This window comes from Agromyces molybdatiresistens, assembly GCF_052748445.2.
Map to the genome: position 1 here is coordinate 2,467,508 of NZ_CM188258.1, position 23,515 is coordinate 2,491,022.

23 protein-coding genes and 1 tRNA gene are annotated in these 23,515 nt (G+C 71.9%); 8 read left to right on the forward strand and 16 right to left on the reverse strand.

Annotation, left to right across the window (positions count from 1 at the left end):
• Positions 1-24: 24 nt before the first annotated feature.
• The 3 genes from ACULK2_RS11355 to ACULK2_RS11365 all read right to left on the reverse strand — a co-directional run bounded on the left by ACULK2_RS11355 (position 25) and on the right by ACULK2_RS11365 (position 2,146).
• On the reverse strand, positions 25-780 hold the full coding sequence (locus ACULK2_RS11355) for a hypothetical protein (protein ID WP_445967347.1): 756 nt from the start codon (positions 778-780) through the stop codon (positions 25-27).
• Positions 773-1,684, reverse strand: coding sequence for a vWA domain-containing protein (locus tag ACULK2_RS11360; RefSeq protein WP_445967348.1), 912 nt, complete (start codon positions 1,682-1,684; stop codon positions 773-775). The genes ACULK2_RS11355 and ACULK2_RS11360 overlap by 8 nt, the downstream gene beginning before the upstream one ends.
• Positions 1,685-1,780: 96 nt before the next feature.
• Complete coding sequence (locus ACULK2_RS11365) at positions 1,781-2,146, reverse strand: DUF5655 domain-containing protein (protein ID WP_445967349.1); 366 nt, start codon at positions 2,144-2,146, stop codon at positions 1,781-1,783.
• A gap of 126 nt (positions 2,147-2,272) precedes the next feature.
• On the opposite strand from ACULK2_RS11365, the gene ACULK2_RS11370 reads away from it, so the two are divergent.
• The 3 genes from ACULK2_RS11370 (at position 2,273) to ACULK2_RS11380 (ending at position 7,416) form a co-directional block, all read left to right on the forward strand.
• Positions 2,273-4,078 (forward strand): serine/threonine-protein kinase, encoded by a 1,806-nt coding sequence (locus ACULK2_RS11370; RefSeq protein ID WP_445967350.1) that lies wholly within the window; start codon positions 2,273-2,275, stop codon positions 4,076-4,078.
• 243 nt (positions 4,079-4,321) lie between these two features.
• Entirely contained in the window at positions 4,322-4,465 is a 144-nt protein-coding gene (locus ACULK2_RS11375) for a hypothetical protein (protein ID WP_445967351.1), read from the forward strand.
• 167 nt (positions 4,466-4,632) lie between these two features.
• Positions 4,633-7,416 (forward strand): hypothetical protein, encoded by a 2,784-nt coding sequence (locus tag ACULK2_RS11380; RefSeq protein ID WP_445967352.1) that lies wholly within the window; start codon positions 4,633-4,635, stop codon positions 7,414-7,416.
• Positions 7,417-7,455: 39 nt separating this feature from the next.
• On the opposite strand, the gene ACULK2_RS11385 is transcribed toward ACULK2_RS11380, so the two are convergent.
• From ACULK2_RS11385 to ACULK2_RS11430, 10 genes are all read right to left on the reverse strand, one after another.
• Positions 7,456-7,881: a pilus assembly protein TadG-related protein gene (locus ACULK2_RS11385; RefSeq protein ID WP_445967353.1), complete on the reverse strand. Its 426-nt coding sequence runs from the start codon at positions 7,879-7,881 to the stop codon at positions 7,456-7,458.
• Between the two features lie 32 nt (positions 7,882-7,913).
• Positions 7,914-8,381: a hypothetical protein gene (locus ACULK2_RS11390; RefSeq protein WP_445967354.1), complete on the reverse strand. Its 468-nt coding sequence runs from the start codon at positions 8,379-8,381 to the stop codon at positions 7,914-7,916.
• The gene (locus tag ACULK2_RS11395) at positions 8,356-8,709 is read right to left on the reverse strand and encodes a TadE/TadG family type IV pilus assembly protein (RefSeq protein WP_445967355.1); all 354 of its coding nucleotides are present in this window, start codon (positions 8,707-8,709) and stop codon (positions 8,356-8,358) included. Before ACULK2_RS11395 ends, ACULK2_RS11390 begins: the two co-directional genes overlap by 26 nt.
• A 29-nt stretch (positions 8,710-8,738) precedes the next feature.
• A complete protein-coding gene (locus tag ACULK2_RS11400; protein WP_445967356.1) occupies positions 8,739-8,906 on the reverse strand; it encodes a hypothetical protein in 168 nt (55 codons plus the stop codon).
• A 39-nt stretch (positions 8,907-8,945) separates the two neighbouring features.
• Positions 8,946-9,893 carry a type II secretion system F family protein gene (locus tag ACULK2_RS11405; protein WP_445967357.1) on the reverse strand — a complete coding sequence of 316 codons (948 nt, stop codon included), beginning with the start codon at positions 9,891-9,893 and terminating at the stop codon, positions 8,946-8,948.
• Positions 9,881-10,753 (reverse strand): type II secretion system F family protein, encoded by an 873-nt coding sequence (locus tag ACULK2_RS11410; RefSeq protein WP_445967358.1) that lies wholly within the window; start codon positions 10,751-10,753, stop codon positions 9,881-9,883. The genes ACULK2_RS11405 and ACULK2_RS11410 overlap by 13 nt, the downstream gene beginning before the upstream one ends.
• Positions 10,750-11,985 carry a TadA family conjugal transfer-associated ATPase gene (locus ACULK2_RS11415; RefSeq protein ID WP_445967359.1) on the reverse strand — a complete coding sequence of 412 codons (1,236 nt, stop codon included), beginning with the start codon at positions 11,983-11,985 and terminating at the stop codon, positions 10,750-10,752. Before ACULK2_RS11415 ends, ACULK2_RS11410 begins: the two co-directional genes overlap by 4 nt.
• Positions 11,986-12,292: 307 nt before the next feature.
• Positions 12,293-13,258, reverse strand: coding sequence for a serine/threonine-protein kinase (locus ACULK2_RS11420; RefSeq protein ID WP_445967360.1), 966 nt, complete (start codon positions 13,256-13,258; stop codon positions 12,293-12,295).
• A 153-nt stretch (positions 13,259-13,411) separates the two neighbouring features.
• The gene (locus ACULK2_RS11425) at positions 13,412-15,073 is read right to left on the reverse strand and encodes an FAD-dependent oxidoreductase (RefSeq protein ID WP_445967361.1); all 1,662 of its coding nucleotides are present in this window, start codon (positions 15,071-15,073) and stop codon (positions 13,412-13,414) included.
• Positions 15,074-15,076: 3 nt separating this feature from the next.
• On the reverse strand, positions 15,077-17,350 hold the full coding sequence (locus ACULK2_RS11430) for a PAS domain S-box protein (protein ID WP_445967362.1): 2,274 nt from the start codon (positions 17,348-17,350) through the stop codon (positions 15,077-15,079).
• Between the two features lie 201 nt (positions 17,351-17,551).
• On the opposite strand from ACULK2_RS11430, the gene ACULK2_RS11435 reads away from it, so the two are divergent.
• Entirely contained in the window at positions 17,552-18,277 is a 726-nt protein-coding gene (locus tag ACULK2_RS11435) for a hypothetical protein (protein WP_445967363.1), read from the forward strand.
• A 62-nt stretch (positions 18,278-18,339) separates the two neighbouring features.
• On the opposite strand, the gene zwf is transcribed toward ACULK2_RS11435, so the two are convergent.
• On the reverse strand, positions 18,340-19,743 hold the full coding sequence (zwf, locus tag ACULK2_RS11440; RefSeq protein ID WP_445967364.1) for a glucose-6-phosphate dehydrogenase: 1,404 nt from the start codon (positions 19,741-19,743) through the stop codon (positions 18,340-18,342).
• A gap of 105 nt (positions 19,744-19,848) precedes the next feature.
• Entirely contained in the window at positions 19,849-20,643 is a 795-nt protein-coding gene (locus ACULK2_RS11445) for a ZIP family metal transporter (RefSeq protein WP_445967365.1), read from the reverse strand.
• Positions 20,644-20,716: 73 nt separating this feature from the next.
• On the opposite strand from ACULK2_RS11445, the gene ACULK2_RS11450 reads away from it, so the two are divergent.
• Positions 20,717-20,798, forward strand: a tRNA-Leu gene (locus tag ACULK2_RS11450).
• A 663-nt stretch (positions 20,799-21,461) separates the two neighbouring features.
• Positions 21,462-21,665 carry a hypothetical protein gene (locus ACULK2_RS11455; RefSeq protein WP_501044919.1) on the forward strand — a complete coding sequence of 68 codons (204 nt, stop codon included), beginning with the start codon at positions 21,462-21,464 and terminating at the stop codon, positions 21,663-21,665.
• 281 nt (positions 21,666-21,946) lie between these two features.
• On the opposite strand, the gene ACULK2_RS11460 is transcribed toward ACULK2_RS11455, so the two are convergent.
• Entirely contained in the window at positions 21,947-22,405 is a 459-nt protein-coding gene (locus tag ACULK2_RS11460) for a hypothetical protein (RefSeq protein WP_445967366.1), read from the reverse strand.
• A gap of 150 nt (positions 22,406-22,555) precedes the next feature.
• Between ACULK2_RS11460 and ACULK2_RS11465 the strand changes: the two genes are divergently transcribed.
• Positions 22,556-22,891, forward strand: coding sequence for a hypothetical protein (locus ACULK2_RS11465; protein ID WP_501044920.1), 336 nt, complete (start codon positions 22,556-22,558; stop codon positions 22,889-22,891).
• Between the two features lie 159 nt (positions 22,892-23,050).
• The gene (locus ACULK2_RS11470; protein ID WP_445967368.1) at positions 23,051-23,449 is read left to right on the forward strand and encodes a hypothetical protein; all 399 of its coding nucleotides are present in this window, start codon (positions 23,051-23,053) and stop codon (positions 23,447-23,449) included.
• Positions 23,450-23,515 lie beyond the last annotated feature (66 nt).

Consider the following 23,515-nt stretch of genomic DNA (forward strand, 5'->3'; position numbering starts at 1 on the left):
ACGAGCAGGGCATCCCGCTCGCCCTCAGCGTCGCGCGATCGGTACCCAGGTCGTGCCCGTGGGGTCGAGGCGATGGCCGTTGACGACATCGCCGGGGCGATACCGATCGACCGGCAGCCAGGCCGTGGCATCCGCATTGAGCCGATGGCCGTTGACGATGTCGCCTGGGCGGTAGGCCGGTTCCGGGCGCTGGACCGGCGCCGGCGCCTGCACCGGCGGGGCCCCGCTGAATCCGAGGAGCGCGGGGAGCCCGAACGTCCCGCTGCGTTCGGCGAGCTTCACGCCCTCGCATTCGACCTTCGCGCGCACCTCGACGGTCCCGGTGCGGACATCCGCGACCTCGCCACGGCGGAACGCGATGATCGCCCCCTTCACCGTCGTGTCGAGGCCCACCGCGAGCGCGATGCTCGTGACGGCGATCGCGTCGACGGACACCTCGACGGCGGGTTCGTAGCTCCACTTGACCGTGTGGGTGACGAGCGGGACCACCATCTCGCCGTCGGGGTTCTTCGCGGACCACTCCTTCGCCTCGGTGACCGCGCGGTGGCGGTCCCAGGCGTGGGCGACGACGTCCGTCACGTCGAGGTCGAGGAGGCCGTCGGCGACCCGGCCCACCTCTCCGGCCACGTAGTCCCCGCCTGCCGCGGCCATGCGGGTGACGACCTTCGCGACGGCGCCTCCGACGTCGCGTTCTGCCGCGATCCGGGCGATCTCGTCGCCGACGCCGCCGTCGCCCGGTTCGAGGGCGAGGCTCCGGATGGTGACTCGTGGGCTAGGCATGGTCGTCCTCCTCCTCCTCGATGCGCGTCCAGTGACCGGGCCGGACCTCGAGGCGGACCGATCGGCTCGATGACCCGTCCTCGGCGTCTCGGCTCGGGGACCAGGCCACGCCCCGTCCCTGCGTCGCCGCGACGCCGACTCGATGGTGGACCAGTCGGCGCTGGTTCCACGGCGCAGACGGCCGAGCGAGGGCCCAGATGACGAGCGCGATGCCGACGGCGGCGGCGGCGAGGAAGGCCGCGGGCACGCCGCCGGATCCGGACGCGCCTGCGTCGGTGGCCTCGCCCAGCGCCGACGCGAGCGACTCCTCGTCAGTGGCGTCGAAGTACCGTCCGCCGGTGGTCTCGGCGATGCAGGCGAGCTCATCCGGTGGGGTGTTGCCGAAGCCGTACCCCACGGTATTGATGCGGATGTCGAGGCCTCGGGCCACGAGGTCGGCTGCCACGTCGCAGGGAGGCGGCGTGCATTCCGCGAGGCCGTCCGTGAGCAGCACGATCGTGCCCGATCCAGCGGGGAGGTCGGCTGCCGCTGCGAGGAGCGCCGGCCCTGTCGGGGTACCACCGCCGATGCCGAGTCGTTCGACCATGGACGTGAGCGACGACGGCGTCGCCTCACCGGGAGCGATGGCGAGGACGGGCGGATCCTCGCACTCGCCCGCGAACGCGCGGAGACCCACCGGCCGGGATTCGGGGAGGCTGGCGAGTTCACGGACGAGCGCGGACTTCGCCTGGTCCAACGGCTCGCCCTCCATGGACCCCGAGACGTCGATGAGGAACACCACCGTGTCGCCCGGGTCGTTCGCTGCCGCGACATCTCCGAACATCACGACCGCGGCCGCGCCGAGCGCGAGCGCACCGATCACCTTCCGGACGATGGACATCTCGATCACCACCTCATCGAGCATTCCTCATCTATGGTGGCGAGCCGGCGATCCCGTCGGCATCGGGGACCGCCCTGAACTTCGCCCCGGGCCCCGACCGAGCGGAGGACCGGGGCCGGATCACTCGGCCTCGGCGTACGCTGCGGCCAGCCAGCCGCGGGCCTCGCCGTCGACCTGCTCCGGGTCGCGCAGTTCGAGGTGGTGCATCCACACCGACGGCGATGGATGCACGATCTCCGTGAACCGGTCGGAATCGACGCGATCGCGGAGCGCGATCGACAGCACGGCGGGAACCGTCGTGCTGAGGTAGCGATCGGGTCGCCACACGTAGGCGAATCCTCGTCGGCGGCGGAACGCGATCTGGCTCCTGCCGATCCGCATCTCGGACTCGCCGAGCTCGGCGATCGCCGCAGAGACCACGTCGAACAGTTCCCTGCCCCTCTCGTCGCCCGCGAAGAACCTCGTGACCGCCTCGTCGTCGCGCACGACCCCACACTATGCGGACGCCACAGCGCGGGAACGTCCTTCCATACGCCGTGCACCGCCGCAAGCCCGCGAACCGCGGCGAGCGCCGGAGGTACCGTCTGGGGTGAGCGCGAAGGACACCCCACGATGAGTACGCCGACGACCCTCGTCGCCGACCGCTACCGCCTGGTGAAGCTGATCGGCTCCGGCGGCATGGGCGTCGTCTGGCAGGCATGGGACGAACGGTTGCATCGAGCGGTCGCGCTGAAGATGCTCCGCACGCAACCGGAGCTGACCGACGAGGAGCGCGACGTCGCGACGAAGCGCGCGATGCGCGAAGCCCGCATCAGCGCGGGATTGCACCATCCGCACGCCGTGCCGGTGTTCGACGTCGTCGCGCACGAGGGGCAGCCCTGCCTCGTCATGCAGCTGATCGAGTCGACGCCGCTGTCGGCGATCCTCCGCGAGCACGGCGCCCTCACGCCGCCGCAGACGGCCCGGATCGGCGCCGAGGTCGCGTCCGCGCTGGCCGCGGCGCACGCCAGGCGCATCGTCCATCGCGACGTCAAGCCCGGCAACATCCTCATCCGCGACGACGGTTCGGCGATGATCAGCGACTTCGGGATCTCGCACGCGCTCGGCGACGCGTCGATCACCGCGACGGGCATGGTGCACGGCACTCCGGCCTACCTCGCCCCGGAGGTGGCGCGAGGCGACCCGTCGAGCTTCGCCTCCGACGTGTTCTCGCTCGGTTCGACGATGTACGCGATGCTCGAGGGCGCGCCGCCGTTCGGCGCTGATCCGAACGCGATCGCCCTGCTGCACAAGGTGGCGCGCGGCACCGTTCCGGCGCCGCGACGTGCCGGAGAGCTCGAACCGCTGCTCCGCGACATGCTCTCGACCGACCCGAAGCTCCGGCCCGACATGCCGACCGTCGCGGCTCGACTGGCGGAGCTCGAGCGCGGCTTGTCCGGCGACGCGGACGTTCCGGTGCCCGTTCCGCCCCGGGCCGTCACCTCCGATGAAGCGGATGCCGCGGTGCCGGACGCTGACGACGGGGTGCCGACCGCCGCGCTCGCGGGCGCAGGCGCGGGCGCGGCGGCTGCGGCCGCCGCAACAGGCGCCCCCGACGCGACTCCCCCGCTCGCCGCCGAGACGCGGCCGATCGGCGAGACGGCCGAGACGGAGCGTCTCGGCGGCGCGGAGGCGGACACGGAGACGAAGGCGGACGCGCAGTCGGCGCCATCCGGCTCTCCGGACCGCCGGATGCCGGCGCCGCTCTTCCCGTGGACGGCGGAGCCCGACCCGCAGGCCGGGGCCGAACGCGAGGCGGAGGCCGAGGCCGATCCCCCGACCCGTCGCCGCCGCGTCGGCGGCGTGGTGAGCGCGATCGTGGTCGTCGCACTCCTCGTGGTCGGCGGTGGGTTGCTCTACGGAGCGCTGCGACCGGATGCCGATCCGATCACCGGCGCGAGCGTCCAGCCGACGTCGGCGCCGTCCGAGACGTCCGCGACGCCGTCGCCGACCGCCGAGTCCCCGACCCCGACCCCGACCCCGACCGCCGAATCCACGCCGACCACTGAGCCGGAACCGTCGCCCGAGCCGGAGCCGCCCGCAGCGCCGCCGAGCGCTGAGCAGCGCATCGTCGACACGCTCGTCGGCTACTACGGGCTGCTTCCCGGCGATCGAGACAGCGCGTGGCCGCGGATGACGGCCGACTACCAGGTGAACCACGTGGGCGGTCGCGCCGCGTACGACGCGTTCTGGGGGAACGTGGTGAGCGTGTCGATCGCCGACGTCGATCCCACGGCGCCCGACCGGGCCCAGGCGACGCTGACGTACACCTTCGCCGACGGTCGGGTCGCCCGGGAGATCACGGCGTATCGCTTCGTGGACGAGGGCGGCGTGCTGAAGATCGCGGCGACCGAGGTGCTGAGCAGCACGGGCGGCTGACACCGGCCGTCAGCCCGCACGGAACATGCGACCGACGAGCGTTCGCTGCCTGATCACTCCGCGTCATCCACAGGCTCGCGGATGCTCCCCCACGCGGACCCGTCGGCCTCTATCGTGTCGCGCATGCCGACCGACGATGCTCTGCAGCCCACGAGTCCGCACCGATGCGCCCTTCCCCCGGCCACGACACATCGGGCAGGAACGATCTGGGAATGCGTCGACTGCGGCTCGCGCTATCGCCGCGTGACCCGCACCGGGATGCAGCCGAACGCGATGTGGGACCACGACTCGATGTACCGCCTCCGGCGGGCGCTCATCGTGGGCCTCGTCGCGCTTCCCGTCGCGCTCGTCCTCGTCATCGTCGGCGCGGCGATGACCCGCGCCTGACCTGACCGGCAGCGGCTCGACGGCGAGGCCCGCAGCGCTCGGGTGGATCCCCGCACCGCGGGGACGTGGCCCGGGAGTGCCCCGTTCGAGGGTCGATCTCGAGGATCCGTCACCGCTAGCATTCGCTCAGGTCGACGCTGCGGCGACCGCCTCTGGGGGGAGGGGTCATGTTCGGCACGCTCTTCAACGCGTTCTCGGTTGCGTCGTCGCCGGAGATCCTCGAGATCAGGGTCCACGGGGTCCGCAACACGCCGCCCGCGGAGATGCTCGAGACCGCACCCGACGAGATCGAGCGCGTCGCGGGCGACGACCTCGGATCGTTCTGGCGCAGACGCGGCGAGAGGCCCCAGCGCGGCATCCGGTCGATCGAGGCGTTCTCGTGGGGTGCGCAGGCCCGCACCGGTGGCGGCGCGCTCGCGGCGCTGGGTCGAGCCGTCGTCCACGTGGGATGGTTCCTCCTGCTGCCGTACGCACTTGCCAACCTCGGCTACTGGACGCGTCGCATCGACCCCCAACCCGGCAGCGGAGCCCCCGCGAGCGCCGGGGCTCCGAGGTGGAACGGCGACTTCGGAGCCGCGACGGTCCGTGTCTTCGGACTCCTGCTCACCCTGATCGCGGTCGCCGCATTCTGCTCGGTCGCGATCGACCTCATCGGCATCCAGTGCTTCCGCGACGGCGAGGTCTGCGCAGCGTTGCCGTCCGTGTTCGACGGCCTGGTCGACCTCGAGCGCGACCGACGGGCGGCACTGTTCGGGCTGGCCCCGATCGCCACGGTCGTGGTCCTGTACCTGATCGCGCGCCGAGGCAGGGTCGCGTACGAGGAGCGGGTCAAGCAGTTCGGCACCCGCCTCGACGCGCGACAGCAGGAGGCGAACCGCCCGCTGCTCGCGACCCGCGGCTTCTGGACCGAGTCCCGCATCGGCCAGACCTCCGAGTGGCTGCACGTGTCCGGCGCCATCGCCCTCGTGCTGTTCCTCCTCGCCCTCGACTCCGCCTACCTCGAGGTCGACGCGTGCTGGACCGGCGGGTCGTCGTCGATCACGGGCGAGTGCCTCGCCGCGGGCTTCGGGAATCCGCTCGCGGCGTGGTTCGCCGTCGGCGCCGTGGTGCTGCTCGTCGCCATCGTCATCCTCGTCGCGTTGGCGTCGCACACGACGAGCGACCTGCGCACCACCGCGAAGCGCATGTCGTCGATGGCCTGTCTCGTGGTCGCCATCGCCGCGTACCTGCTCTGGACCTGGCTGACGTTCCAGCCGGTGACCGCCGCGGGGGGCGACGGCAAGGCGTTCCTCGGTCTGATCGGGACGCCCATCGCCCTGGTCGTGCTCGCCCTGTTCCTCGCGCTCGCGGGCGCCGGATGGAAGTCGCGATCCTGGACGCGCCGGGCGATCAGCGCGGTCCTGCTCGTCGGCGGCGCCGGGCTGCTGCTCGGCAGCCACGTCCGCCTCGGCGACGAGCGCTGGCTGTGGGTCGGCGGTGCGGTCGTCTGCGTGCTCCTCCACCTCCTGATCGCGTGGACCACCCCGAGGGACCACCGGTTCGAGGCGTGGCGCGGCCAGGGCGCTGCGGTCGCCATGCTGCTGGCGCTGTTCGCATCGATGGCACTCTCGAGCCTGCTCGTGCTCGGCGTCGCATCCTGGCTCGGCACCTCCACCGACGACGCCGAGACCGACTACATCTGGCGCACGCCGCTCGAGGCGCAGCCGGAGCGATCGTTGGACATCCCGGACGCGTACGAACGCTTCGCCGTCGTGCTCACGGCGATCGCCCTGCTGATGGTGGTGCTCATCCTCACGGCGCTCGTGGTCAACATGCTGAAGTTCGTTCGCTTCAGTCTCCCGCCGTCGGCGTGGTCGAAGCCATCCGACGACGACGATGAGCAGAAGCCGGCGGACGAACGCGGCGGGCTCGAGACCCCGGACCCGGCCACGTACGCACCGAGACTGACGGTGCCGGATGCGAGGAACCGTCGCCGGCTGACCGTCCGCCGAAGCTCGCACCTCCTGCATCGCGGCGAGCCGTTGTTCGGCTGGCTCGCGGTGCTCGCCGCGATCGGATTCATGACCCTCTCGTCCGCGGTGGTCTTCGAGGGGCTTCGCGCGGTCGCCGCACGCTTCGGCGAGGACGTGCCCGCGAACATCCGCACCGCGTCGACCGCCGTGCTCGTGGCGGTCGCGGTGGCCGCGGTCGCTGCCGTCGTCACGCACGCCGCATCGAGCAGCGAACGGCCGCTCGGGGTGTTCTGGGACGTGGTCGCGTTCTTCCCGCGCGCCGGCCACCCGTTCGCCCCGCCGTGCTTCGGCGAGCGCGTCGTCCCCGAGCTCGCGGCGCGCACCCGGGCATGGCTCGTCGAACCGTCGGCGCGGCGTCGTCGCGGAGTCATCCTGACCGCCCACTCGATGGGCTCGACGATCTCGGCAGCGACCCTCATGGCGATGCGCGGCGATCGCGTGCCGTCGGGCGCGATGGCCGACGAGGAGCTCGTCGACCGGATCGCCCTGCTTTCGTACGGCACGCAGCTGCGGGCGTACTTCAGCCGGTTCTTCCCGTCGGTGTTCGGCCCGAAGGATCTCGGAGTGCCCGGCACGCTCGGACCGTCGCTGTGGAGCTCGGACCCGTGGCGGAGGCAGGTCCTGGCCGAGTTCCGGGAAGGGCTTCGCGCCCCGTCGACCGACGCCGAGCGATCCCTCACGGGCATGCTCGGCGCGCACGACCGGGAGGTGCCGCGGTGGCGGAGTCTCTGGCGCCGCACGGACTACCTCGGCTTCCCCGTCTACGGGTACCCCTCGGACGGCAATCCGATCGACCGCGGCGTCACCGAGTCGGCGCCGGCGAGCTACCTCTGGCGCATCGCGACGCACGGCGACTACCTGGGCACCGAGCAGTTCCTGATCGCCCGCGACGAGCTGGTCGACGCGCTCGGCGCGCCGCCGACCGGGACTCCGTCGTAGCGCTTATTGGCCACCGGCCTCCTCGCCCGGCCGTCCCGCTCAGTGGAACACCGAGCGGGCGTCGGCCGTGACCTCGATCGGAACGGTCACCGGCACGAGATCGGTGGAGATCGGGGCGTGCCAGACCGCACGGAGGGTCACGCTCGCGCTCCGCCCGTCGCCTGAGCCGGCGTGGACGAGCTCGAGTTCGTGGAGCGAGTGCGCCGAATCCGCGAGGTAGCCCGCTGCGGCGTCGGCGACGGATGCCTCGTCGAGGCCGAACGCGAGCGCGTCGCCATCGAGGCGCACGTCCTCGAGTCGCCACGATTCGGCGGCGGCGAGCGCGGCGCCGTCGGCGAGCGTGAAGAGCCGCTTGCGCTCGAGGTAGAGCGAGGTCGCCGAGGTCACGACGAGCACGAGTGCGAGCGCGAGCACGCCGTAGAAGATCGTGAGGAGCAGCGTCGAACCGGACTCGTCCGTGCGCACGGCGCTGCTCCGGCCCTCCCGGCATCGCCGGTTCACGACCGACCCGCGAACCGCGACACGGTCTGCGTCGCGCGGGACTCCAGCCGCACCGTGCCGATCCCGCTCGACGCGAGCGCCTGCGGCACCAGCGGCAGGGCCACCGACGCCTGCACCGACACGGTCACCCGGGTGCCCGCCGTCTCGCACGGACCCGTGCAGACGACGTCGACCGACGCCGCACCCGCATCGACGCCGTAGTCTGCGAGCACCACGCGCACGGTGCGGCCGACGGATGCCGCGGGTTCGCCGGCATCCGCTCGCAGCACCGCCACGCGCGCGGCCTGCCGCGCCGCACCCTCGACGCCGAGCGCGGCGGCCTGGATCGAGGACATCGCGAGCACCAGGTAGACGAGGGGCACCAGGAGGATCATGCCCACCGTCAGGAACTCCAGCGACGCCGAGCCGTCCTCGTCGGCCAGACGTCGCGTTCCCGCGTCAGTCGATCGTCTCGAGGAGGGCATGCCCCGTCACCTCCAGCGCGCGCTCCGGGCCGAGGAGTCCGACCACCGGCAGCGTCGTCCGCACGGTCACCGCGATCGCCGACGCGCCGCCGACCGTCGTCGCCGAAGCCGAGACGTCCGCTGCGTACTCGCCCGCGATCGCCGCGTCGATCAGCCGACGCGTGCGCTCGACGCCCGCGGCGGGCGACGACCCGGCGAGTGCGGCGTAGCGGGCACCCTCGGCGGCGGCGTCGAGCACCGTGTTCCGAACGTGCAGGGCGAGTGCGAGCTGCACGACCGCGAGCAGGAGCGCGGTGAGGAGGACGCCGACCAACGAGAACTCCGCCACGGCGGAACCCCGCTCATCGCCGAGCCGCGTCAGAACCCGACGACGCGGTCGATCGCCTGGTCGAAGACACCCGACAGTGCCGGGCCTGCGAGCCCCCAGATCACGATCACGAGTCCGGCCGTCATGAGCGTGATCAGCACCCAGCCGGGCACGTCGCCCTGTTCGTCGGCGAGGCGTCGGGCGATCCAGCGGTGCATGCGGAGTCCTTTCATCGGAGGTCGGGCGGCGAGAGCGCATCAGAAGCCCGCCTGGAGCACGAGGTAGCCGGGAAACAGTGCGAACGCGACCGTCACCGGCAGGATCAGGAAGATCAACGGCACGAGCATCGCGATCTCCTTGCGGCCGGCGAGCTCGATGATCGTGCGCTTCGCCTCCGCGCGGGCGTCGCCCGCCTGGGCGCGGAGGACCTCGGCCAGGGGCGTGCCACGATCGAGGGCACCGAGCACTTGGTCGAGTGCCCGGGTGAGCGCCGGGTGCTCGAGGCCGTCGCGAACGTCGGCCAGGGCGACGCCGAGCGGCACGCCGGTGCCGACCGCGGCGACCACGCCCGTGAATTCGCGGGCGAGCTCGCCGGAGCCCGTTCGCGCGACGCGGCGGAGCGCGTCGAGCAACCCCTCGCCGGCGGTGAGGCTCAGCGTCAGGAACTCGAGCACGGTGGGCAGTTCGCTCGTGATCCGCGCGAGCCGTCGGTGTGCGGCGCGCTGCAGCATCCAGTCCGCGGCGACCGCCGCCGCGACGGCACCGAACGGCGGCACCACCCAGCGGAGCACCGCCGGCGCCGTCTCCATCGCCGGCGCGAACGACGCGAACAGCGCGGCGACCGCGAAGCCCGCCGCGGCCCACACGAGCTGGCGTCCGCGGAAGCGTTCGACCGTGGCATCCGACCCCGCCTGCCGCAGGCGTCGGGCGATGGTGTCGTTGCCACCCAGGATCGAAGAGAGGATGCCGCGGGCCCGCCGAGCCGTGGGGATGACGAGCATGCCGATGACCGATCCCGGGTCGGAGCCGGGCCGAGCGCGCATCGCGCGCGCCTCCGCGGAGATGTCGGTCACGTACGGCGCGACCCGATCGACGAGGCGGGCGCGACCGATGCGAGGCACGGATGCCGCGACGAGCCAGAGCCCGAGGCCGAAGACGGCGCCGAGCCCGACCGCGATGACCGGGATGGCGCTCAGCTGAACCATCGCCGCTCCTCGGGGAGGCGACCGAGGCCGAGCATGAGCCGGTACGCCACGATCGTGACGGCGACGCCGGCCAGGATGAGGACGGTGCCCGCGGGCGAGTCGTACGAGTCGAGCGTCTCGGGGCGGCTGGCGAGCACGCACAGCAGCAGCCACGGCGCGGCGACGCCGAGGAGGGCGGCGTTCCGGATCCACCCCTGGCGTGCGACGACCTCGGCGCGCAGCGCCGCATCCTCGCGAAGATAGCTCGCGAGCCCGCGAAGCACGTTGGTCAGGTCGGTGCCGCCGACCTCGCGCGCCATCCGGAGCGTCTCGAGGATCCGGTCGGCGACCGGGTCTGCGAGCCGGGCCTTCAGGGAGTCGACGGCCGAGCCGAAGTCTCCCGTGCGTCGGAACTCGTCGTCGAAACGAGCGAACGCGTCGCGGGTCGGCGCCGGGCCGAGGTCGCCGAGCGCAGCGATCGCGTCCGGCAGGTTCACGCCCGCCCGAACACTCGAGACGAGGTGGTCGACGACGTCGGGCCAGATCGCACGGTTGGTCGCCCGCCGGCGATTCGCCCGCGACCTGATGACGAGCGGCACCGCGCTCGCGCCGAGGATCGCCGCGACGACCGCGAGCAGCGGGACGCCGAACACGGCCTGCGCGATCGCCGCCGCGAGCGCGGCGATCACCAGGCTCACCATGCCGACGACCGCCACCGGCACGCCCGGGATGCCGGCGAGCGCGAATTCATCGGCGATCGCGACTCCGACGCCGCGGCGAGCGCCGGCGCCGGCGATCGCCCCGGCCCGCGCGGGCCAGAGCAGCGGCGACAGCATCAGCAGCATTCCGGCGCCGAGCATCGCGCCGAGGATCAGGCTCACGCCGCAGCTCCGAGCACGATCGCCGGATCGAGCCCGGCGGCCTCGAACTTCTCGAGTCGGGTCGGGTGCGCGCTGGTGCGCACCAGCTCATCGCCCGACCGGTCATACCGGAAGATCGCCTCGGCCTCGACTCGCGCACCGAACGTCTCGCCGGTGGTCGCCGCGATCTCCGCGACCCGCCGGCGCCCGTCGCGATCGATGGCGAGATGCACGACGAGGTCGATGCAGGATGCCACCGTCGGCACGACGAATCCCGAATCGATGTTCCGGCCGGCGAGGAGCGGCAGCGTGCAGAGCTTCGCGAGCGCATCCTGCGCGGAATTCGCGTGGATCGTGCACATGCCGGGAAGCCCCGAGTTCAGCGCGATGAGGAGGTCGAGGCTCTCGGCCTCGCGGACCTCGCCGACGACGAGCCGGTCGGGCCGCATTCGCAGCGCCTCCTTCACCAGACGCCGCAGGGTGATCTCGCCGGTGCCCTCGAGGTTCGGCTGGCGGCACTGCATCGAGACGAGGTCGCGCACGTCGAGGTCGAGTTCGAACGTCTCCTCGACGGTGACGACGCGTTCGCCCGTGCGGCCGGCGGCGAGCAGCGCGTTGAGCATGGTCGTCTTGCCCGTGTGCGTCGCGCCCGAGACCAGGATGTTGGCTCCGGCGAGAACGCCCATGCGGAGGAACTCGGCTGCGGGCCGGTTGATCGCGCCGAGCTCGACGAGACGGCCGAGCGAGCGGATCCGCTGCTGGAACTTCCGGATGTTCACCGCCCAGTGGGCGCGCGTGACGTCAGGGATCGCGACATGCAGACGCGAGCCGTCGGGCAGCGACGCGTCGACGAACGGCGACGACAGGTCGACCCTGCGGCCCGAGTGCTGCAGCATCCGCTCGACGAGGTCGCGCACCTCTCGATCGGAGAGCACGACCGTGGTCAGCTCGGCCACGCCGCCGCGCGCCACGAACACGCGGGTCGGCGAGTTGATCCAGATCTCCTCGACGGTCGGGTCGTCGAAGAACGGCTGCAGCGGCCCGTACCCGGTGATGGATGCCACGACCTCGCGCGCCGCGACCTGCTCGTCGCCGAGCGGCGCGTGCGCACCCGCGAGCGCCCGCTCCGAGTACCGGCGGACCTCCTCGGCGGCGAGGCGGGCGGCCACGCCGTCGTCGCGCGCGAGGTCGACGCCCTCGCGGAGCACCCGACCGCGCACCCGCTCGGCGATGGTGCGCACAGGGTCGGACATGGCTCCCATCTTGGAGAAGCGGGGAGCATCGCCCGGTCAGTTATCCACACCGACGACCACGGGATGCGGCGTCGATCTCAACCGGGGACGATGTTCGGCGAGGACGGCCCGTCCGGGGAACGCTCCTTGTGACATCTCGCGCACTCGTAGTACGCGCTCCCGGTCTCGGGCTCGTGCTGGAGCACCCATCGGTGATTGCCGATCCGGCACCGCCAGTTCTTCTCGGCCATGATCCCTCCCGTCTCCGCAGTCGGGGGAACAGGTGAACGCTACTCCGGTCGAAGTCCCGCCGTGCGCCCGATTGCGATCACGAGTCGAGCTCGGCGACCGCCGCCTCCGCCTCGTCACGGGCGCGGGCCGAGTGCGCGGCCTCGGCGACCGCCGATTCGTGGGCGCGGGTCGCGATGCGGACCTCGCGCTCCGCCGGGCGGAGCACATCGCGCACCTCCGAGAGGCGCCGCTCGAGCTCGTCGCGCTCGGTCTCGAGGTCGTCGAAGCGGCGCCTGGCGTCGTCGAGGCGAGCGGATGCCGCGGCGAGCGCGTGCACGTCGTCGTCGGCCCGTTCGCGGGCCTCCGCCAGGGCCGTCTCGAGGCGCTCGCGCTCGTGGCGGGCGGCCTCCTCGGCGCGCTCGGCCGCGGTCGTGCGGGCGGCGCCGCGCGAGGCGCCATCCGCTCGCTTCCCGGAGCGCTCGGGACGCTCGGCTCGCGTGCCGCGCTCAGCCCGCTCCGACGGCCGCCGACCCAGTCGGCGCGGCGGGCCCGGCTCGCCGCCGCCGACCGCGCCCGCAAGGTCCACCTCGACGCCGACCGCTCGGAGCGCACGCACCAGCCGCCCGCTCGCCACGGCCGCGCCGGCCTCGGCCGAGACGCTCGCCGCGACGAGCGTCTGCTCGACCTCGTCGAGCACGGCGCGCGACGGCGTCCGGTCGGCGGCATCGGCGAGCGACGACGCGAGCCGCATCAGGTCGCCGACCACCTCGCGCCGTTCGGCGACGAGCGCGCCGAGTGCTCTGCCGTCACCAGCGGCCTGCGCCTCGGCGAGCTCGCCGCCGAGGCCGGTCAGGTCGCCCACGCGGTCGGGCTCGTCGCGAGCGAGCCGGTTCACGATCCACGCCGCGGGGGACGGACGGCGGAGCGCGCCGATCTCCTTCGCGAGCGCCTTCTCCCCCGCGGCGCGCGCGTCGGCCGCGCGCTCGTTGCGCGCCGCCGTGAACTCCTCCGGCACGAGCGCGTAGAGCGCGTCGGCCGCCACCGCCATCGGGTCGGTCGCCATGCGTCCATCATGGCGCGGCGGCGGTCGGGAGCGGCGGAGTTCGCAGGATCAGACGCCACATCCCCCTCGCCGGCGACCTCGTCGCGCGGCTGATCCTGCGAACTCGACGCGCACACCCGCGCGCGGCCCGGGGGCGCCGCCACGCGGCATCCGTCACACCGTCTCGAGGTACTTGTGCACCAGGCTCACCGCGACCGCGCCCTGGCCGACCGCCGACGCGACGCGGCGCATGACGTCGTGGCGCACGTCGCCCGCGGCGAAGATGCCGGGCACGCTCGCCTCCTGCGGGAACGGGTCGCGGCGCGGCGTCCACCCGTGCGGGCGGCGGCCGTCGACCATCAGGTCCTGCCCCGTGAGCACGAACCCGTGGTCGTCGAGCTCGACGAGCCCGCGGACGAGCTCGGTGCCGGGCACCGCGCCGATGAAGACGAACATCGCGTCGGCGGGCATCTCCTCCTCGCCGCCCGTGCTCGCGTCGGCCACCGTGACCGACCGCAGGCGGTCCTCACCGGTCAGGGCGACCACGCGGCGATGCGGAAGCACCGAGATGTTCGGCGTCGCCTCGATCTGGTCGATCAGGTAGCGCGACATCGACGACTCCAGCCCCTCGCCGCGCACGAGCATCGTGACCTCGGCGGCGTACCGAGACAGGAACATCGCGCCCTGCCCGGCCGAGTTCGCGCCGCCGACGACCACCACGCGTCGTCCGCTGTACTCGGCGGCCTCCGACGCGGCGGCGCCGTAGTAGACGGATGCCCCGGCCAGGCGCTCCTCGCCGGGCACGCCGAGCGTGCGGGTGTCGACGCCCGTGGCCAGCACGAGCGCGCGAGACCGGAGCTCGGTGCCGTCGTCGAGCGTCACGATCTTGTACGTGTCCTCGACGCGGATGCCGGTGACCGACTGCGGCGAGAGGATCTCGGCGCCGAGCCGACGCGCCTGCGTCACCGCCCGCCGCGCGAGGTCGGCGCCGCTGATGCCGTGCGGGAATCCGAGGTAGTTCTCGATGCGCGAGCTCGTGCCGGCCTGCCCGCCCGGAACGTCGCGCTCGACGACCGCGGTGCGGAGCCCCTCGGAGGCGCCGTACACGGCGGCCGCGAGGCCAGCCGGGCCCGCGCCCACGACGACGAGGTCGTAGAACGGCTGCTGGGCCGGCGCACGCAGGCCGATGCGCTCGGCGAGCTCGTGCAGGTCGGGGCAGAACAGCGTCGTGCCGTCGGGCAGGAAGACGACGGGCAGCTTCGTGAGCCCGCTCGACGACGCCTCGACGAGCGCGCGGGCGCCCTCGTTCTTCTCGATGTCGAGCCACTGGTACGGGATCTGGCTGCGGGCGAGGAAGTCCTTCACGGCGTGCGTCGTCGGCGACCACAGCGTGCCGGCGACGCGCACGCCCTCGTAGATCGGCGGGGTGCTCGCGTGCCAGTCGTCGAGCAGGTCGTCGATCACCGGGTAGAGACGGTCCTCCGGCGGGTCCCACGGCTTCAGCAGGTAGTAGTCGAGGTCGAGCGTGTTGATGCTCGTGATCGCGGCGCTCGTGTCGGCGTAGGCGGTGAGCAGCACGCGCTTGGCGTCCGGATAGAGCACGAGCGCCTCGGTGAGGAACTCGGTGCCCGTCATGCCCGGCATCCGCTGGTCGACGAGGAACAGCGCGATCGCGTCGCCGCGGCGCTTGAAGGCGCGCACGGCGTCGAGCGCGTCCTGCCCGGAGCCCGAACGGACGATGCGGTAGTCGTCGCGGTACCGCGCCTGCAGGTCGCGCGCGATCGCGCCGAGCACCTGCGGCTCGTCGTCGACGGTCATGATGATCGGCTTGGCCATCGCTCACGTTCCTCGCTCGTTCTCGGTCCCGTCGTCGGCGTCGTCGTCCTCGTCGTCGCTCGGCGCGACCCCGACGGGGAGCCGCGCCGTGAACCGCGTGCGTCCCCCGCCCGACGAGGCCGTGAGCTCGCCGTGGTGCTTCTTCACCACGATGTTCCGCGAGATGGGCAGCCCAAGGCCGGTGCCCTCGCCGGGCGGCTTCGTCGTGAAGAACGGGTCGAACAGCTTCGAGAGCGTCTCGGGCGGGATGTCCGGGCCGTCGTTCTCGATGTCGACGACCACGTGGTCCCCCGCGTGCCTGGCGCGCACGGTGAGCGTGCCCTCGCCGTGCATCGCATCGATCGCGTTGTCGATGAGGTTCGTCCACACCTGGTTGAGCTCGCTCGCGTGCGCCTGGATCGTCGGGAGCCCGTGGTCGTACTCCTTGACGACCTGCACGCCGCGCTTCAGCTTGTTGTGCAGCATGACGAGCGTGTTGTCGAGGCCGAGCCGCACGTCGACGTCCTGCACGGGCGCCTGGTCCATGTAGGTGTACGTCTTCAGCGCCTTCACGAGCTCGACCATGCGCGTCGTGCCGACCGCGACCTCGGCGAGCAGCGCGTAGACGAGGAACTTCTGCCCCAGCCATTCGACGATGACCCGGCGCTCCTCCTCGGGGAACACCTCGCCGAGCCGCACCAGGTCCTGCACCGTGAACCCGAGGCTGACGAGCGACGGGGCCAGTTCGCCGCCGTCGGCCACGCCGTGCTCCTCGAGCCAGGACTCGACCTCGGTCTCCCGGTCGATGCGCTCGAGCGCGCCGAGCTCCACGGGCGCAGTGGCGTGGTCGGCTGCGAGGCGGTCGAGTTCGCGCAGCCGCTCGAGCTTCGACCCGTAGAGGCCGAGCCGCCCGAGCTGGAGCTGCGTGACCTGCAGCTTCGCGAAGGCGGCCATCGCCTGGCTCGAACCGCGTTGGGCAGCGGATGCCGGGTTGTTGAGCTCGTGCGCCATGCCCGCGCTGAGGCGGCCCAACGAGGCCATCTTCTCCTGCAGGATCAGCTGGTCCTGCATCCGGCTCAGCTGGTCGAGGGTGCGCTCCAGCGCGGCGTTCTTCTCGCGGAGCTGGGCGGAACGCGCCCGCAGGTCGCGCTCGTTCTGACGCAGCGCCTCCTCCGCGGCCTTGCGCTCGGCGATGTCGCGGATGATGCCCGTGTAGTACCGGTCGCCGTTCGCGGTCCACGTCGACAGCGACAGCTCGATCGGGATCCGACCGCCGCCCTTCGTCTGCGCGGTCAGCTCGACCGTCCGGCCGATCACGCGCGCCTCGCCGGTCTCGGCGAACCGCCGCATGCCGGCATGGTGCGCATCGAGGTGCTCCGGCGGGACGATGAGGTCGAGCAGCCGACCGAGCGCCTCCTCCTCGGAGTACCCGAGGACCCGCGTCGCGGCGGAGTTCCAGGAGACGATCCGGCCCGAATCGTCGGCCGAGACGATGGCGTCGATGGCCGTCTCGGCGACCGAGGCGAACGTGTCCGGGTCGGGCGTCGCGGCGCCGGTCTCGTGGACGATCCCCGTGTAGTACCGGTGCCCGTCGAGCACCCAGGTGGCGAGCGACAGGCCGGCGAGGAACTCGGATCCGTCGCGGCGCCGGGCCGCCAGCTCGACGGTCTGCCCGATGACGTGCGACTCGTCGGCGTCTCTGACGCGCTCGACGCTCTCGCGAAGCGCATCGCGCAATTCGAGCGGAACCACCATCCCGATCGGCTGCCCGACCGCCTGTCCTTCGGTGTATCCGAGGAGCGTGGTCGCTGCCGGGTTCCAGGCTCGGATGACCCCGCGCGCGTCGGCCGTGATGACCGCGTCGGGCCACGACGCCATCATCGTGCGGAACCGCGCCTCGGAGTCGCGCAGGGACGCCCTGATCCTCGATACGGCGACGAGCCGTTCGACGCGGTGCAGCACGTCCTCGGCGTCGAACGGAGTGGAGAGGAGGTCGTCGCCCTCCGCGAGCGCCCGCACCCGCGTCGCGACGTCGTCGGCGTGCGCGACGAACGCCACGGGCACGAGCCGCATCGCCTCGTCGGCGTGCAGTTCCGCGGCGAGCGCGAATGCGTCGACCGCCGGCATCCGTGCGTCGAGGAGCACGAGGTCGGGCCGGCCGCGCGCCGCGTGAGCGACCGCGTCGCCACCCCCCGGAGTGGTGCGCAGCGCGTAGTCGGCGGCGTCGAGGAGGGCGGGCAACTCGTGCACGATGCCGTCGTCGTCGGAGACGAGCAGGATCGTGCCTCGCTGCGTCATCACCACCCCCTCCCACGGGTCCGGTCGCGTGCGCCGGGGCGTCTGTCGCAAGGGTATCCACGTGCGGAGGTCCCGAACCCCCCGCGTTCGGGTGCCACCGCGCCGACACGCCAGCGCGACGCGCCCGCCCGAGCCACGCGGCGTCACTACATTCGGCCTCACGACAGGTCGCGGGGGGCGACGGAAACGGAGCGGACGCGCATGACCTCACCCGAACGAGCAGGCGCCCCCGCGCCGACATCCGCCGACGACGCCGGTGCCGACGAGACATCCGTCGCCGCTGCCGGCCCCGCCGGGGGCTACCGCCCCGACGCGATCGACGAACTCGTCGCGCGGATCGTCGCGGAGGAGCTCGCGGAACTTCGCCGCGGCTTCGCCGCCGGAGCCGAGTTCGCGGTCACGAGGCCCGGGTCGTCGCGCGAGGGCACGGTGCACCGGCTCGAGTGCGCGTCGATCGAGGCGCACCTCGACCGCCGCTCCCGGTGGACCGAACCGCACCGACGGCGGCTGGCCGTGGACCCCGAGTACCGGATGCCGCTGCCCGCCCTCGTCACCAGGCAGGCGGCGCGCGAGCTCGCGGGCGTCCGCTCCTGCCGCGTGTGCTGGCCGAACGTGAGCGGCGACGAGCCGCGCCCCCTGCGCCGGCTGTCGGCGCGGAGCCTCGGCCCGCAGCACATCGGGCACGTGCTCGCACGCCCCGACGGCGAGTCGATCGGGACGATCGTCCGTTGGGGCGCGCGAACGGGCGCCGACCTGTTCGGCATCGAGCACGACGAGATCGAGATCGTCACCTCGACGGGCATCGAGACGGTCGGGCCCGACGCGCAGGTCACGATCTGGGACCTGCCCACGGACGAGCAGGCGATCCGCCGCAAGACGCAACTCGTCCAGCGATTCGGGGATGGCTTCGCGTCGCAGCAGCGCTGATCCGGCGCGGTCCGGGAATCGCGAGGCCACGGCCGGCCGGTCGACCCGCCCGGCGTCGGGCGTCAGGCGTCGAGCCAGGGCTCGCGCCATCCGCCCCGCTCGGCCACGAGCGCCTCGGCGGCCGCCGGACCCCACGTACCGGGCTCGTACTCGCGCACCTCGGGCGGCGCATCGAGCAGCGGCTGGATGACCGCCCACTCCGCATCGATCGTGCCCTGGCTGGCGAACCGCAATCCGCCGCCGGCGAGCGCGGCCTCGAACAGGACCTCGTACGGTGTCGGCGCTTCGCCGGGCTTCGCCGCGAAGCCGACGTCGAGCTCCGCGAGCTCGGGGTCCGCGTCATCCACCCGCTGCGCCGCGAGCACGACCCGTACCCCGAAGGTCGGACCGAGCCGCACGACCAGCTCGTTCGACGGCGGGTGGTCGCCCCGCAGGCCGAACCCGAGCGACGGGGCCTCGCGGAAGACGATGCGGACCTCGGTCTCGGTCGCGCGGAGCTTCTTGCCGGTGCGGATGAAGAACGGCACGCCCGACCAGCGCGGGTTCTCGATGCGGAGCTCGAGCGCGGCGAACGTCTCGGTGGTCGAGTCGGCGGCCACGCCGTCGACGTCGCGGTAGCCGAGGTACTGCCCGCGGACGTAGCGCGCCGGATCCGCCGGCGCGACCTGGCGGAGCAGTTCGGTCCGTCGTCGACCGATCGACGCGCGGTCGCCGGGTTCCGGCGCCTCCATCGCGACGGCGACGACGACCTGCAGCAGGTGGTTCACCACGACGTCGCGGAGCGCCCCGACCGGGTCGTAGAAGTGCCCGCGATCGTCGACGCCGAACGCCTCGGTCATCGAGACCTGCACGTGGTCGACGTGGTCGCGGTTCCACACCGGCGCGAGCATCGTGTTCGCGAAGCGCAGGAACGGGATCTCCTCGAGACCGACCTTGCCGAGGTAGTGGTCGACGCGCAGCAGTTGCGACTCGTCGACGACCGAGTGCAGCTCATCGGTCAGCGCCTTCGCCGACGCGAGATCGTGCCCGAACGGCTTCTCGATCACGAACCGGGCGTTCGTCGCGAGTCCGGCGCCCGCGACGCCCGACACGACGGTGGCGAACAGGTTCGGCGGCACCTCGAGGTAGAACAGCGGATGCCGCGCCCCACCCATCGCCTGCATCACGCCGTCGTACGTGTCTGCCGTGCCGAAGTCGCCGTGCACGTACGACATCCGGTCCATGAGGCGCCCGAACACCGACTCGTCGACCTCCTCGCCGGTCGCCGCGATGCTCTCGCGGGCACGGTCGGCGAGCCGATCCTTCGTCCAGTCCTCGAACGCGACCCCGACGATCGGGCAGTCCAGCAGCCCGCGCCGTTCGAGCCGGTACAGCGACCGGAAGGTCATCACGCGGGCGAGGTCGCCCGTGATGCCGAAGATCACCAGCACGTCGCGGCGCGCGGTCGTGTCATCCGTTGCCCCCATGGGCGGCAGTCTGCCCGAAGCGCCAGCGGGCCGACAGTCCCACCGCGGCCCGCCCGCCTGCCACTCGCCGCCTGCCGCCCGCCGCCTGCCGCCCGCCGCCTGCCGCTAGGCGAGCGAGAGTGTGAACGACAGCACGAACCCCGCCGCGGTGCTCAGCGCGACCGCGGGCCCGCCGTGCTCGTACGCCTCGGGCATCAGGGTGTCGGCGAGCGATGCGATCACCGCGCCGGCCGCGAAGGCGAGCGGAAGCGAGATCGTCTCCGGGTCGCTGTTCGCGAACGGGCCCGCGCCGACGACCACGGCGAGGACGAGGACGGCGGCGCACGCGCCCCACAGCAGGAGGATGCTCGCGGCGGACTGGCCGCGAGCGCGCATCGACGAGGCCCCCACGAGCGCCTCGGGCAGGTTCGAGACGAAGATCGCCGCCAGCAGCGCGAGCCCGCCCGACCCGGCGCCGCCGAGCGAGACGCCGAGCGCGAGGTTCTCGGGGACGCCGTCGAGCGTGACCGCGGCGAGGAGGGCCAGGCCGGCGGCACCGCGGGTGGAGGCGGTGGTGGCCGGGCGATCGGCGGCGGCGGTGTCGGTGTCGAGCTTCACGCTGCCCTCGACCTCGCCGGCCGGCACCGGCCGCTTCCGCGGCTGCGCCCATCGGTCGAGCAGCGCGCTGAGCACCGCGAAGACGAGCGCGCCGACGAGCAGCCCGAGCGCGGCTCGGACGAGACCGCCGCGCTCGTACGCGTCCTCGAACAGCTCGAACGACAGCGCGGTGATCAGCGCGCCCGCCGCGAACGAGAGCAGGATCGCGAGCAGCCGCTTCGGCAGCCGGAACCGCACGCCGATCGCCGCGCCGATGACGAGGGCGCTGGATGCCACGAGGCCGAACAGCCATGCCGAGCCCATGTCGCAACCCTGCCCGCCGACGGCGGCCGCGCGGCACCCCTTGACTCCGCCCGCCTAGACTGAACGGGCACTCGCGGGAGTGGTGAAATCGGCAGACACGCAGGATTTAGGTTCCTGTGCCTTCGGGCGTGAGGGTTCAAGTCCCTCCTTCCGCACTCGAGCCGACGTGCTTCCGTCCGTTACCTTCCGGGGGAGACGGGCGATGCCGTCGATCGGGCGGTGAGCTACCTGTTCCGGCGATCTGCACGTGCCGTTCGTTGCGCGCAGACAGGTGCATTTCAAGGACCCTCATCGGGCGCCTTCGCGGGCGGGTCTATTGCGAATCATCACCAGGGTTGAGATGTGCGGGTTCGTGGTGAACCGGCGCCCATCTCGTGGAGCGCCGCCGATCGACCGGACGCCGGACGCCGGGCGGGCTCGCTGGATCCTGATCCCGCCGCGGGACGCAGGGTGTCGCGCTGACCGACCGGCGCACGCGCCGCACCACCGTGTTGACAGTTGATGCGGGTGATGGTCACTGCCCACCCGCAGCAACCGTCCACAGCTGTGGTGCTGGGCTACTGATGGACCGGCTATCGCACAAGATCTCACCACGGGTTGCGGGGGTTGGTTGTGCGGAGCGCGTAAGTCAGCTCATTGCAGGGCTCGGTCGAGACGCCACAGCGTCTCGCGCTCCGGAGATCTGAAGGGCGACCGGGAGGGGAAGTTCAGTGATCACGGGATGCAGGGCCCTAGCGCTGCAACGGGTCGGAATCGAAGCCCAAACGATCAAGGCTGGGTCTCAGAGCCGTCGGGGCCTGTCGAAGTAGGCTGAGATCATGTCGACGGAGTCGGTTTGGATCGTGCAGCACGATGAGTCGCCTCACAACACGGTGCTCGGCGTCTTCTCGACTGAGGATGAGGCGGCCGCATTCGCTGAGTCGGCCAAGTCGGCATTTCCCAACGGTCTGATCTACGCCCGATATGAGATCGGGTATCGGTACGACAGGGGAACTGGGCACGCGGTTTTCGCGGACCAGTAGCGGCCGCCAGGGCGGGACCTGGTTGTCTGGCCCCGCCCTGCCGTCCCTGTCAGCCTTACGGATTCGTGCCGCAGGAAAGCCCCGCCTGTTCGTAGGCGGAGCCGCTCCCGACCGAGCCGGTCTGGAACCAGCCCGTGCTTCTCACGATCATGCGGAACGTTGTGTATCGGAGGTCATCGCAGATGCGTCGGCGAGATCTCCGACATCCGCAGTCGCGCAGGAGGATCGTCCGTGCATCGCGCCGCGGACCGGCTACCGGGCACTCGACGGGATGCTGACCGTCAGCCCGGAAGCGTGATGTCCGCCTCCCTCGGGCCGCCGCATTCAGGAGTGCCGCCTACTTGAACCCAATCGACCTCGACCGATCCTTCGGCGACCACTGTGCGCGAGTCGTCCGTGATTCGATACAGCACAGTGGGGTAGGCACCGACGAGCTGGGCGGTCCATCCAGTCGCGCTATTTCCAGTCAGGTCGTCCACGCCCGTTTCCTCGACGACCTGCAGCGACTGGTCTCCGGTGCGGCGGAACTCGACGGGCGTCTCGGTGGCGTCGGGTTCGGAACCGGCCTCGCCGCTGAGCTCGAGAAGGAGACCAGAGCGTGGCTCCGAAAGCGTGAGGCGTGCCGTGTTCGAGTACGCCACGGCCGGACAGTCGACGTCATCATCCGCGCCCAGTGGAGCGCATGCCGTCATTGCGACCGCAATGACCGCGAGAACGGGAACGAGCCGGTGTCCGCGCACGATCGGAGGCTACGTCCACGGAACGCGCGTTACCCCGATCGTTATGGATACGGTGCCGTAGTCCCGCTCGGAGAGCCCGCACCTACACCCGTTCCTCACGATCACGCATCAGTTCGGCGCCCGGTGCCGCGCTGCTGCCACGGTGAGCGCATGACGAGGACAGCATCACTGACCCGTGCGTGGGTGCCGACGGCAGCAGTCACCGTCGGCGCCGTGGCAATCGTCGCGCTCGTGGCGCAAGTCCCGGAGATCTGTCCGGCGATCGATCCTGCTCCGCCGAGCTGCGCGCCCGACGCTCGAGAATCGGTCGCCCTTGGGTGGAGCATCGTGCTTGTTGCGACGGGTGCGATAGCGATCGCGGCGATCTATCTCGTTCCCTCGCAAGGGCGACGTCGCATAATGAGCATCGCCCTCACCGCCGTCGCCGTAATGAGCCTGATCGCGATCGGGGCAACCTTCCTGGCCTCCGGATTCGTCCTGCTCTGATTGCGGTCTCGCACTGAAGGATCGTGGGTGGTGGCTGGACGCGCTAGCGCGGCAGACTTGGCCCAGGTCGACTGCCGGGCGACGAGGGGGTGGTTGGTAGTGTCCACGGGTTCCGCGGGGGTGGAGCGTAGGGGTTCGACCGGCGCACCGGGGTGGGTCATGCCGACCCTGCTTGCGGCCTGGTTCCTGGCCGTCGTAACCAATATCGTGATCGCGCTCAACGCGATCACCGAGATGTTGTACTTCGAGCTCGACATTCCATCCATGGAGGGCCTCATTGCCGCGAGGCCGTGGGTGTGGGGCAGCATGATCGGGTTCATCGTGCTCGCCGCACTGGGTTGGTGGATGGGCTCGCGCTGGTGGCAGGCGCTCCTCGTCGCGTCAACCGGGGTGGTCGGCCTCATCCTGCTCCGGATCGAGGACAACGGCCCCATCGTCGCAATACCGTTCCTGATCGTCACCAGCATCGGCGCCCTGACCACCCTGTTCACCACACGCCCCTTCACGGGAAAGAAGCGCCGCCAGCCACCGACCGCGACAGCAATGCCGGAGGCGTAGGTGCCTCTTCTGAGACAGTCCCGCGCGAGCAGATCGCCCTGAAACCCACCGAATCCGACCGCTCGC